This window comes from Dyadobacter crusticola DSM 16708 (genome assembly GCF_000701505.1).
GTDB lineage: Bacteria > Bacteroidota > Bacteroidia > Cytophagales > Spirosomataceae > Dyadobacter > Dyadobacter crusticola.
Map to the genome: position 1 here is coordinate 371,094 of NZ_KL370787.1, position 12,686 is coordinate 383,779.

A 12,686-nucleotide genomic window follows, 5' to 3' on the forward strand; every position below is an offset into this window, starting at 1 on the left:
TGGAATGGTTTTTGCAACTCTGGGAAAATGGCAGGCGTATAAGGCGGGATTAAACCTGAGGCACCTAAACCGATCTAAAATGTTGAAATTGGGCGATGATCACAAAAAGAACATTCCCGTCACATTTTTAACAACAATAAGATGACACAAATGAAAAACACTTGGAGAATTCTGGTCGCATTAATGCTGATCAATACTGCTTCTTTTGCCCAAAAAATGCCTGCCGATTCTATTTTCAATCATTTTTACAAGGCAACCGGTGGTAAGGCGCTTTGGGATGGTGTAAAGTCTTATAGCATGAAAAGAAGTTATAGCGCTGCTGCTGCTACTCCTTACGATGCAAGCATTACGGTTTCCCTGCCCGAACAGTCCATTCATAAATCGAAGACCATTATGAAGCGCAGCTTTGTATATACCGTCAAAGGTGACCAGGGCTGGATCAAAGTCCCGCTCGGACAACGAATGGATGTAAAAGACCTGAGCCAGGCCGAGCAGCAGAACATGCGGCTTGAAATGTATGATATGCTCGCGCCATTTATCGACTATAAAAACAGAGGGCTGATAGCCACTACCGTTGGTACCGAAACATTGAATGGTGTACAGGTAAACCAAGTCGAATTGCAGGGAAAAGGCGTGAAGTACAATCTGTATTTTGATGCCAAAACCGGCTTGCTGGTTCGCCAGAAGGAAACGAATGGCGGGGTGGAAACTACTACCGATATGTCGGATTATACAAAGTCAGCTTACGGGATTTCATTCCCTTCCAAGCTGGTCGAGATCAATACAGCTGACAAGAAGCCGGTGACGATCAAGTCTGCATTAACAGTGAATCAACCGGTTAATGCAGAACTTTTCAAAAGGTAATTACCGGAATTAACCGCAATGAACTGGATAGTCGAATGGATTTGACTGTCCAGCTTTTTTATAACAAAGGGACGCAATTTAAATCACCTGCCCTGAAATAAGGGCGGGATCAAAAGCGAGGGATGAAGAAAGCATTAAAGGTACTGGCAATCGTAGTCTTAACAATACTTATTCTGGTTGGCGTGCTGATCTGGGGAATTACCACACCTTACGGCCAGAATGTTCTTACATCCCAGGCGAATTCATTTTTGCGTAAAAAGTTAAAAACCAAAGTCAATATTGAGAAAGTCCGCTTTGATATCCCTGACTGGATCCTGCTGGAAGGAGTATATCTGGAAGATACTCAGGGCGATACCCTGGCATTTGGCAAGCGGCTGTATGTAGATCTGGATATGTTCAGCCTGATTAAAGGGAACATCGGGATCAACAAAGTGGAACTGGAAGGTATCAATGCGAATATCAATCGGGTGCTGCCGGATACCACTTTCAACTTTCAGTTTATCGTAGATGCATTTGCCAGTACCGACACCACAACTGTTGAGGACACGACGTCTGCTCCGCTGGAAATGCGCCTCGATGAGATCTCATTGAAACAAGTGCGCCTGTCTTACCGCGACGCAGTGACAGGAATGGACGCAATTGCTGTGATCGACTCAGCTCACGTTGAGTTTGATAAATTTAATCCCACACTTTCTCAATACCACCCTACGATGGTGGCTTTGCTGAACAGTCAGGCGAAACTCAGGATGTATGCTCCGCTTAAAAGCGCAGCAGCCGGCCCGCTACCACCAAAGGCCGCGCCGGGCGATACACTGGATCTGAAACTCGGGGATATAGATATCAGTCAGTTTAAATTCCAGTTTGACGATGAAGTTTCAGGATTGAAAAACGGGATATCTGTTGGAAAGCTGCAGGGGCATATCAACAAGCTTTTCATGGAAAGCCAGCAGGTGGATGTTAAAAACCTGAACCTGGAAAACATGTCGCTTTTCGCAGAGTTTGCTAAAAAAGCTAAAACTCCTGAGAAGAAAGATGCAGATACAACCGCTTCCAAAACGCCGGGCTGGAATGTAAAAGTAGGTCAGATCAGGCTGGTGAATAATGACATCCGTTACGACGATAATAACACGCCCGCACAGCCGAAAGGATTGGACTTCGCACATTTGAATGTAAAAGACCTGAACATTGATCTGCAGGATTTCATATTCTCTCCCGAAGTAATTTCAGGCGCATTGAAGTCAGGTTCATTCAATGAGAAAAGCGGGTTCAAATTACAGGAATTCCATACCAATTTTGCATACGGAGAACAGGAAACGTACTTACGCAACCTCCTCGTAAGAACCCCGAATACGATTTTGCGCGACGAGCTGAGCCTGCGTTATGCAAACATGGACCAGCTCACCAAAGATATTGCGAAGGTTAAACTCAAACTCAGACTTACCAACAGCCGGGTATCCTTTGCCGACGTACTGCTGATTATGCCCGACCTCGCCAAAACGCCGCCATTTGACAAAGAACCAAACGGCGTGGTACAAGGGTCAGCCAACATTACCGGATCAGTAGATGATATGCTGATTTCAAAAGCAGACTTCCGGATGCTCAACGGAACGGTACTGAATGTAAATGGCCGCGTACAGGGATTGCCGGAAGCAGAAAAGCTGGCAATGGATCTGAATATCAGCGAAATTTCTTCCACCAGGCAGGATCTCATGAAAATGCTCCCCGACAGTGCAGTACCTGCTTCTATCGAACTGCCGGAAAATGTCAAGATCTCGGGCAAAGTGAAAGGTTCTATGGATAACCTGACGATGACCACCACCATTAACACTTCGTTTGGTACAGGTACGTTTTCCGGAAATCTCAAAAACATTACCGACAGTCTCCGGGCACAGTACAACGGAACGCTTGCATTCCAGGACTTTGACCTGGGCAAATTAATGAAGCAGCCGCCGCAGGAAATGGGCAAACTGACACTACGCACCGATCTGGAAGGTGTTGGTTATGCTCCTACCACGATGAAAGCGAGGCTTGACGGCACCATCGCAAGTGCGGATATCAAAGGTTATGTATACCAGAATTTACAGCTGAAAGGAGATGTTGACCATGGTTTGGCCAATATTACTGCTGATATGCAGGATCGAAATATCGACGTGAACCTGACTGCACAGGCGGATCTTTCCAAAGAGTACCCGACTGTTAAAGCGGACGTTTCGATCGATAACCTGGACTTGACCGCATTGAATTTATATGCGGATTCCCTGCAGGTAAAAGGAAATATTAAGGTAGATATGCCTTCAACCAATCCTGAAAACCCGCTTGGAACTGTCAACATCAACAACCTGGTACTAACCCATCACCGCCGCCCGATAGGAGTTTCAGACATTAATATGGCGCTAACCGATTCAAGCGGACAAAAGCAGGCGAATATCGACTCGCCGTTTTTGAAAGTAAAAATGGAAGGCGATTATTCGTACACTGAACTCAGCGACGCGCTGCTGACCGAGGTTGGAAAGCACTTTAAAGCGCCGAGCCTGACTTACACCGAAGTGACCAAGCCGGTTAATTTTACATTGGCCGCAACAGTTACCAATCACCCGGTTCTGCAAATGTTCGTTCCGCAGCTGCGCGAAATGAATGAAGTCCAGTTTAATGCCAAAATGGACAATCAGAAAGATTCGTCCATCGTTGCCCGGCTGAGTATCCCGATGGTGGATTACGACAGCATCCGGGTAGAGCGCGTTTCAGTGGATTTGAGCAGTGTTGAAGAAAATGCCGCATTGAATGCAAATATCGGCTCGGTGAATACGGGAAGTTTCAGAATCCAGAACACTTCATTGCAAAGCAAGATTGACGATAACGACGTCATGTTTGATTTTGTAGTCCGGGATTCGGTCAACACAGAACGACATGCGATCAAAGGTGATCTCGCGGTTGCCGATAACAGCTACCGACTTAATCTCCGTGAGAACCTGCTCCTGAATTACAGTGAATGGGATACAGACACCGCGGGCTACATCCAGTATGCGACAGACAGTTTGTATGTCAAAGATTTTATGATCAAAAACGGTGAGCAGTCACTGACAATCAGCTCTACCGAGCCGGTACCGAACAGCCCATTGAATGTTGAAATGGCAAATATCTCTATTGGTAACCTGATCGAGATCGCGACCCGCGACTCCACAATGGCGACGGGGATTTTGAATGGAAAGATACTTTTGAGCAACTATATGGTCGCTCCGGTCTACACAGGTGAGCTGATGATCGACAACCTTGCTGTTACAACGATTCCGGTTGGAAACCTTTCGCTTAAATCAACGAATGAAACAGAAAACCTGATCCGGGTAGCTATGTCGCTGGTGAGCGACCAGAACGATATCAGTATCGACGGCAACTACAATCTGAAATCCGAAACACCAATGGATTTCAAAATGGACCTTAAAAGACTAAGTGCAAAAACCATTGAAGCATTCAGTTTTGGTGAATTGAAGCGCGCAGAAGGTAATCTGACCGGAGATATCGCGATAACAGGTGCAACTGACAGTCCGCGACTGAATGGTGCATTGAATTTTGATAATGTCGCATTCAATGCAACCCAGCTTGGCTCGCGCTACTCGCTGGGCAACCAGAAAATTAATTTCAACGGGCAGACGATCAACTTCAACAACTTCACCATTGCCGATTCACTGAACCAGCAAATGAAGATCGACGGCAATGTAAACATCGCCAACATTCCGAATGTGGGTTACGATCTTTCTATTTCGGCCAAGAATTTCAATGTCCTTAATTCAACCCAAAAACAGAACGAGCTCTTTTTCGGAAAAGCCAACATTGACGCTAACCTGACAGTAAAAGGGGTAGGCAGCAAATCGGTGATTGACGGAAGTGTGAAAGTGGATCCGGGCAGCAATATTACAGTTGTACTGCCAAACGATGCCACGGAAGCAGGCGACGCGACAAAAGGGGTGATCGAATTCGTAGATATGAGCGACTCCGCGCAGGTGGCGCAAGCAGACTCGGCAGAAAAGACGCAGCAGATCGTGGTCGACTTTGCCTCACAGATCTCGCTCGACGTAGCTGTGGACGATAAGTCGGAGTTCAAAGTGGTGATTGACGAGCTGAATGGAGATAACATCAGGCTGAAAGGAAATGCGCAGCTGAACACCGGTATCGCGCCAAATGGTCAACTTTTTCTGCTGGGTTCATACGATTTGACGGAAGGTTCCTATGACCTGACATTACAGATCCTGAAAAGGCAGTTTGAAATCAAAGACGGAAGTACATTGCTATGGACCGGCGATCCGATGAAAGCCGACCTGAACATCACGGCCGCTTACCCGGTAATGGTAGATCCTGGCTCCATTTCTTCCAAATTCCAGGGTGCAAGTAAGATTCCGGTGGAAGTACAGATTATTATCACTGGTAATCTCACAACCCCGAACATTACGTTCAATATAGATCTTCCAAAAACACAAATTGACGAGCAGATCAGAAGCGACATTTCAAATCAGACATTCTGGGCAGATATGCAGAATAACCCTTCTGAGATGAACAAACAGGCATTTGCCCTTCTAATTACCAACAAATTCATTACGGACCAATCTTCACCCGGCTTCAACCTGGGGTCCAGTGCGGAAGCAGTAGCACGCCAAAGCGTAAGCCAGCTGTTGAGTGATCAGCTGAACAATCTGGCTTCGGATCTGATTAAAGGCGTGGATCTGGATATCGGTCTGAACTCGACAGCTGATCAGACAACCGGAGCGCGCACAGACCTCAACCTCGGTTTGAGCAAAGCATTTTTAAATGATCGGTTGAAGGTATCAGTTGGTAAAAACTTCGAGCTGGAAAGTCAGAACAATGCCGCGAATTCAACAGAAGTCTTCGACAACATCGCTCTGGATTATTCCATCACAAGAGATGGCAGGTACCTTTTCCGGGGCTACCGCAAAAATCAATATCAGTCTATCCTGGAAGGTTTTATCATCGAAACCGGTGTAAGTTTTATCATCACAGCTGATTACGATCTGTTCCGTGAATTTTTCAAAAAAAGAAATGAAGAATAGTTTATATGTCATTCTGGTAACATGCTTATTTCTGGGCGGATGTTCGGTAAACAAATATGTCCCTGCCGGACAAAGCTTGTATGTAGGAAGTAAGGTAAATGTACAGCCAGACAGCATTTCCAAACCCAATATATCCGGATTAAGCAGCCAGCTGGAAGGATTGGTCAAGCCACCGCCTAATAAGACGCTTTTTGGATTTGCATGGAAGGTCTGGTTTTATTACTGGATCGGAGAGCCCAAAGATGAAGGCGGGTTGCGTAGCTGGTTCAGGAATAAACTTGGAGAGGCGCCGCGTTTTGCTACTGAGCGTGTAGCTGATATTAATGCAGCGAATATGGTGTCCTTTCTCGATAATGAGGGCTATTACCGTTCTTCTGCTGAAGGTAAGATCGTGGAGAGCAAGAAGAAAAAACGGCGAACTGCGATCATGGAGTTCGACGTATACGTAATGCCGCGTTATGTGATCAACGAAATCAGCTATTCGGTGCCGGACAGTTCGCTGTTTAGCAGAGATCTTGTGAAAGCAAAGGAAAAAACCCTGTTGAAAAAAGGTGATCCGATCAGACTTGACGCTGTCACGACTGAAAGAACCCGTATTGATCAGGAGCTAAAAGGAAAGGGCTATTACTTCTTCAACCCCGACTACCTGATCGCAAAGGTGGATTCAACGATCGGAAGAGCCGATTCAACGCTTGGTGCGCAGCAGGTTAACATTTACCTGGAAGTTAAGCAGGGCACCGCGCAAACATCTTTGAAACAGTATTTCATCAATGATATATATGTAAATACAGGTACTGAGGAGAACAATTCAACCGACACAGTTACAACAACTCGCCGCCGGCTTCGCAGAGGTATCAAGGTGATTGATCCTGGCAAGCTTTATAAAAGGAGGATCTTTTACGATGCCATTGGTTTTCGCCACGGCAATATGTACACCAATACAATGCATGACGTGTCGCTATCGCGGCTTGTCAACTTGCAAAATTTCCGTTTTGTAAAAAACCGTTTTGATCTGGTACCCCGCTCCGATTCGGCATTGCTGGACGTGTATTACGATTTGGCACCGATGAAGAAGAAGTCACTTCAAACCACGATCAGTGCAAGTACAAAGTCGAATAACCTGGGCGGTTCTCAGCTGGATGTTACCTGGCGAAACAGAAACACCTTCAAAGGCGCAGAGATGCTGACGGTCAATGGGTTCTTCGGATTTGACGTACAACTCGGTGGCAACCGAAGTGCAACTAATACCGACTTCAGGAAAATCGGCAATGAATATATCAGATACGGAGGCCGGACGGATCTGTCGTTTCCCCGTTTTGTCATTCCTTTTGTCAGAATCAGACCGGAAAAGAGCCAGGCTTTGCCCAAGACGGTACTATCTCTCAACTACGAGGCGCGGGTTCAGCGGGGATTGTACACTACCACTTCAATCCGCGGAGACTGGTCTTACGTTTGGAGCAAAAAATCGTCGGTTGTACATACGCTGGCACCGATTTCAATTAACTATGTACAGACGGGAGGTGTTAATTCTGAAAATCTGGACAAGATCATTTTTAGTCCAAATACAAACCCGCTGGACATTGATCGGCTTTTCAAGATTATCGATGCACGTTATTTTATTGCCGGATCTAATTATACCATCTCCTACCGGCCAGTACCGCGTCCGTTCAGCAAAAACCAGTTTGCTCTGACTGGCGGACTTGATTATGGCGGAAACCTGCTGAGCCTATTGGCGAAGCGTCCCCCTCCGCCAGATGATACATTGCCAAAACAATTTTTAAAAGTACCTGTTTTTCAATACGTGAAAGTGGATGGAGATATCCGGTATTATCGCACGCTTACCCCTTCAATCAAATGGGCCAACCGTTTGCTTGTTGGGATGATAAAACCTTACGGCAATGCTAAAACAATGCCCACTCCGCAGTTTAAGCAGTATTTCGGTGGGGGTAGCACCGGTATCAGAGCATTTCGCGCACGTTCTCTTGGGCCTGGCGGCGTAGAGCCGGATACAGCGAGTTTCAACCTGTTAGGTTACCAGCAATTCGCTGATATTCGGCTGGAATTTAATACTGAATTCAGGATCAAGTTTACAAATATCATCAATGGGGCGATCTTTATGGATGCTGGAAATATCTGGTCTTTTGGAGATACTGCTCGGATTGCATTTGATTCCCGAGCCCTAATCAGTAAAGATTTTCTTAAACAGGTTGCAGTCGGCGGCGGCATAGGTTTGCGCCTTGACTTCTCCTACCTGGTTTTCAGACTTGACCTTGCCACGCCATTCAGGAAGCCCTGGTATACGCAATACAGGAATCCTGAAAATCCCGACGGTCCATACCTGAGTAAAAACCCCTGGGTCTTCAACGAAATCAACTTCCGGGACAAAGCGTGGCGACGCGAGAACCTGGTGCTGAATATTGCAGTGGGGTTGCCGTTTTGAGTTGGTGGAGGTTGGTGGGTTTTGGCTATTGGCTATTAGCTTTTAGCTTGAACAAAAGCTTGGGATTTGGAGGTAATTGCATTGATGTTCTTTTAACCAATTTCCTGACACAATTCGATTAGAATTCCATTTGTGCTCTTAGGGTGTAAAAAGCAGACGAGCTTATTATCAGCGCCGGGTTTGGGCTCGGGGCTTAGGAGGATGAAACCCTCATTTTGAAGACGTTGCATTTCGGAATGTATATCTTCTACTTCAAAGGCGATGTGGTGAAAACCCTCGCCTTTTTTTTCTATAAACTTCGCAATCGCGCTATTTGCATTCGTAGCTTCCAGTAGCTCGATTTTAGTCTGGTTGATTTTGAAAAATGAGGTAGCCACATTTTCAGAGGGTACGATTTCCTGTTTGTAAGGTTGCACATTAAAAAGTGCTGAAAAAAGCTTTTCAGCAGCCGCCAGCTCCTTCACCGCAATCCCAATATGCTCCACATTTGTCATAAAAGAAACCCTAAACTCATGACTCTAAAACTCATGAACTCATAAACTCTAAACTCATAAACTCGACTCACTTCCTATTATCCTGCCCACCCACCATACTCAGGTAGCTTTCGTACCTGCTGAATGCGATGCTGCCTTCGGAAACCGCATCTTTCACCGCACAGCCCGGCTCGTTGATATGCTGACAGTTATTAAACCGACATTTATTCAGCAATTCACGCATTTCAGGGAAGTAGTGGCTAATCTCCTCAGCCTCCATATCCGCCAGTCCCAGTTCCTTAATGCCGGGTGAATCAATGATAAAAGTGCCGGCTTCCAGCTCGAACATTTCGGCAAATGTGGTGGTATGTACGCCTTTGTTGGCAAATGTGGAAACTTCTTGTGTTTTAATGGAAAGATCGGGTGCGATCGCATTCACAAGCGTAGACTTACCCACACCCGAATGACCGGAAAGCAGCGACACTTTCCCGCTGAGCAATGCCGCAAAATTGTCAAGTCCCTGCTCGCTCAAAGCAGTCGTAGCCAGGCAGCGGTAGCCCAGACTGCTGTAAAGCTCCATCAGCTCTGACTGAAATTCCTTCATTTCATCGTTCAACAAATCCTGTTTATTAAAAACAAGAACGCCCGGTATCCTGAACGATTCGATAGCAACTAAAAAGCGGTCAATGAAACCGAGTGATGTTCTTGGAAATACAAGCGTAGCAATCAGAATGGCCTGATCTACATTCGCTGCAATCAAATGCGCGTGGGCCGTTTTGTGAACTGACTTACGAATTACATAATTCTCCCTGGGCAGGATCTCGTGAATAATGCCAAAGTTCTCACCCTCGTCTTCCTCTTCAAAATTGACGTAATCGCCTACGGCAATCGGATTGGTGACTTTCAATCCCAGCGCCTTGAATTTTCCTTTCAACCTGCATTGCCAGATATGTCCGTCGCGGCTGTCGCGGACGTCATACCACGAACCGGTTGACCTTAATACTAAGCCTCTGATCAAGCTCATTCTTTGTTTTTTCGACTAAGTACAGAAATTAAACAGCAGTTTTCCAAACCACACGGAAATTAATGCTACTTAAAATAATTGAGCATCAATAATCCAGTAGTTTTTGCTTTTAAGTGGTTTTATCTGACAAAATACCGTACCCAGATAATGTGGTAAGTACCACCTTCAAGTATCCACCGGTTACCCACAACGGATATCATTAAATAATATTTTTTAAAAAAATCGATCATGCGCTGCTTTTTTCCTACATTAGTTCGCATTTATCGTAAAGAATATTAATAATACACCTACAAAAAAGAACTCTACCTTGATGGACTTAGTTGCCGAAGAACCGAATTCGGTCATTGATATTCGCAAAAATCGCATCAAAAGCAATCTGCTGCTTCATTTATATCAAAATGGCGATACATCAATTAACAAAATGGCGCGGCTCTTTCACGCCAGTATCCCATCGGCAACCGGCATAGTCAATGATCTGATCCGGGAAGGCTGGGTCACAGAAACAGGTACCGGCCCCGCACGCGCCGGACGCCCGCCGGTTCTTTACGGTTTGAATGCAAAAAAGTACCTGACAATGATCATGGACATCAACCGGCACGACACGCAGCTGGTTGTCTTTGATCTTCATAACCGATTAGTTGTCAAAAGAAAAGTCGACCTGCGCCTCGAAGATTCGACAACATTCCTGGAACAGCTTTTTGAACATACCGACGAATTTTTAAACTCCAATAATATAGGTACCAGCCAACTCTGGGGAATAGGTGTTTCCATGCCGGGATTGATCAATTCTTCGCTGGGCATCAACCTGACCTATCCAAACCTGACCGCCCCCGGAGAACCGCTTATTGTACGATTGAAAAAGCATTTCAAGCTGCCGGTCTGCCTGTTTAACGATACCAAAGCCACAACAATCGGCGAACACCGGTTTGGACTGGCAGCGCAAAAATCCCAGGTACTTACCATCAATATTGACTGGGGTGTTGGATTGGGCATTATCATCAATGGAGAAGTGTTTAATGGAGCTTCCGGGTTTGCGGGAGAGTTGGGGCACATTCAGGTGAAACCGGACGGAATGCTATGCCATTGCGGCAAAGTAGGCTGCCTGGACACGATTACCTCTGCGATTGCGCTGATACGCCGTGCGAAGGAAGGCATTGCGGCCGGACGAGCTACTATCCTTACGCAGATCGTCAATGGTGACCTTAACTTACTGGAAACTACACATATTATTGAAGCAGTGCACGCCGGAGACGAGTTTTCCATTGACCTGCTCAGTAATGTGGGTATAGAACTGGGCAAAGGCCTGGCCACTGCTGTACACTTGTTTAATCCGGAGGTGATTATCGTAGGCGGCTTGCTCGCAGAGGCGGGACCGTTTATTTCGAATCCCATTGAACAGGCGATCAATAAATACTGCCTGTCTGATTTTAAGAATTCCCTTTCCATTCATATCTCCAAACTTGGCGCAAAAGCCAGGTTGCTGGGTACGCAGGCATATTTATTCGAGCACCTGATTGTAAAGGAATTTCCCTGAGATACAGGCTGGCGGCGGTCAGCCCATTATCTCTTTAACCTGATCCATAATAATCGCGGTAGCACCTGTTCCGCTGGCCACGTAATCCTTGGAAATGCTGCCAGCGTGGGTCCGATAAGCTTCATTTTGCAACATTTTGTCCAGCAGCGCGCTGATATCGGTACTACCTGCAATCGCAAATGCGCCGCCTAGCTTCACGAGATCTTGCGCTTCCTGAAAGCGTTGATATCCTTTGTTACCGAAAATCACCGGCAGTCCGAAAGTAGCTGCTTCCAGGATATTGTGCAGCCCTGCTCCAAAAGATCCGCCTATGTAGGCCAATTCCCCATACCGGTACAGCGACGATAGCATTCCAATGTTGTCGATAATAAGATAATCGAACCCAGCTGTGTCCATACCTGCTTTTAGCTCAGAATAGCGCACTGCTTCCCCGGCAAGCTGCTTCCGCCAGGACTCAATCTGCTCGCTTTTGATCTCGTGAGGCGCGATAATAGCTTTCAAGCTGCGGCCGATCTTGTTTAAAGCCGGAATTAAAACTTCCATATCGGCTTCCCAAACAGAGCCGGCCACCAGGCAGATTTTATCGCTTTTGAAAAGCGCGGCTTCCGGCAGGTCACGTGCGTTCAATGCAATCTCGCGAACACGGTCAAACCTGGTGTCGCCTGCGATACTGCAGGATGAGATACCTATGGTATTCAGCAATTGCACAGACGCTTCATTTTGCACAAAAAAATAGTCAACGCTCGACAGCATTTGGCGGTGAAGGAAACCATGCGGCTTGAAAAAGATCTGCCCGGGGCGGAAAATAGACGAGAATGAAATGATATAGCAATGCTGATTTTTGAGTTCCAGCAGGTAATTCAGCCAAAATTCGTATTTGATAAAAAAAGCAATGCGCGGCTTTACGATCCTGACAAATTCTGCGGCATTGGCGCGCGTATCAATCGGTAGGTATGCGATGAAATCAGCGCCTGTGTAGTTTTTCCGGACTTCGTAGCCTGACGGAGAAAAGAATGTCAGCAAAATAAAATGGTCGGGATACGCAATCCTGTAAGCCTCAATAACCGGTCGCCCCTGCTCAAATTCACCCAAAGACGCGGCGTGAAACCAGGCAACCGGCCTGCTTTGGGGCTGTTTTGAAAACAGCTCTTCCAACCTTTTCAGCGCCGAATTTCTCCCTTCAACTCCGAGCTTTATCTTTTGATTGAAAGGTGCAGCAATTTTCAGAGCCGACGCCAAAAACCGCATGGCAATCTGATAAATTAAATTTCCCAAGGAATCTGATTAAAAG

Annotated in this window: 7 protein-coding genes; 4 read left to right on the forward strand and 3 right to left on the reverse strand. The window is 46.2% G+C overall.

Going from position 1 to position 12,686, the window contains the following annotated elements:
* Positions 1-150: 150 nt before the first annotated feature.
* From Q369_RS0126395 to tamL, 3 genes are all read left to right on the forward strand, one after another.
* The gene (locus tag Q369_RS0126395) at positions 151-864 is read left to right on the forward strand and encodes a hypothetical protein (protein WP_031530713.1); all 714 of its coding nucleotides are present in this window, start codon (positions 151-153) and stop codon (positions 862-864) included.
* A 122-nt stretch (positions 865-986) separates the two neighbouring features.
* On the forward strand, positions 987-5,924 hold the full coding sequence (locus Q369_RS0126400; protein ID WP_031530714.1) for a translocation/assembly module TamB domain-containing protein: 4,938 nt from the start codon (positions 987-989) through the stop codon (positions 5,922-5,924).
* Complete coding sequence (tamL, locus tag Q369_RS0126405) at positions 5,914-8,364, forward strand: translocation and assembly module lipoprotein TamL (protein ID WP_031530715.1); 2,451 nt, start codon at positions 5,914-5,916, stop codon at positions 8,362-8,364. The genes Q369_RS0126400 and tamL overlap by 11 nt, the downstream gene beginning before the upstream one ends.
* Before the next feature lie 92 nt (positions 8,365-8,456).
* Here the strand turns inward: tamL and mce are convergent, their stop codons facing one another.
* A complete protein-coding gene (gene mce, locus Q369_RS0126410) occupies positions 8,457-8,858 on the reverse strand; it encodes a methylmalonyl-CoA epimerase (RefSeq protein ID WP_031530716.1) in 402 nt (133 codons plus the stop codon).
* Positions 8,859-8,925: 67 nt separating this feature from the next.
* Positions 8,926-9,861 carry a ribosome small subunit-dependent GTPase A gene (gene rsgA, locus Q369_RS0126415; RefSeq protein ID WP_031530717.1) on the reverse strand — a complete coding sequence of 312 codons (936 nt, stop codon included), beginning with the start codon at positions 9,859-9,861 and terminating at the stop codon, positions 8,926-8,928.
* Positions 9,862-10,171: 310 nt separating this feature from the next.
* Between rsgA and Q369_RS0126425 the strand changes: the two genes are divergently transcribed.
* Complete coding sequence (locus tag Q369_RS0126425; RefSeq protein WP_031530718.1) at positions 10,172-11,395, forward strand: ROK family transcriptional regulator; 1,224 nt, start codon at positions 10,172-10,174, stop codon at positions 11,393-11,395.
* An 18-nt stretch (positions 11,396-11,413) separates the two neighbouring features.
* Here Q369_RS0126425 and Q369_RS0126430 read toward each other — a convergent pair whose 3' ends face one another.
* Positions 11,414-12,670 carry a 3-deoxy-D-manno-octulosonic acid transferase gene (locus Q369_RS0126430; protein ID WP_157488326.1) on the reverse strand — a complete coding sequence of 419 codons (1,257 nt, stop codon included), beginning with the start codon at positions 12,668-12,670 and terminating at the stop codon, positions 11,414-11,416.
* Positions 12,671-12,686 lie beyond the last annotated feature (16 nt).

Bases quoted from the DNA above. Each gene is read 5' to 3' on its own strand.
- Q369_RS0126395 (WP_031530713.1), top strand. From the start codon at position 151: ATGAAAAACACTTGGAGAATTCTGGTCGCATTAATGCTGATCAATACT.
- Q369_RS0126400 (WP_031530714.1), top strand. From the start codon at position 987: ATGAAGAAAGCATTAAAGGTACTGGCAATCGTAGTCTTAACAATACTT.
- tamL (WP_031530715.1), top strand. From the start codon at position 5,914: ATGAAGAATAGTTTATATGTCATTCTGGTAACATGCTTATTTCTGGGC.
- mce (WP_031530716.1), bottom strand. From the start codon at position 8,858: ATGACAAATGTGGAGCATATTGGGATTGCGGTGAAGGAGCTGGCGGCT.
- rsgA (WP_031530717.1), bottom strand. From the start codon at position 9,861: ATGAGCTTGATCAGAGGCTTAGTATTAAGGTCAACCGGTTCGTGGTAT.
- Q369_RS0126425 (WP_031530718.1), top strand. From the start codon at position 10,172: ATGGACTTAGTTGCCGAAGAACCGAATTCGGTCATTGATATTCGCAAA.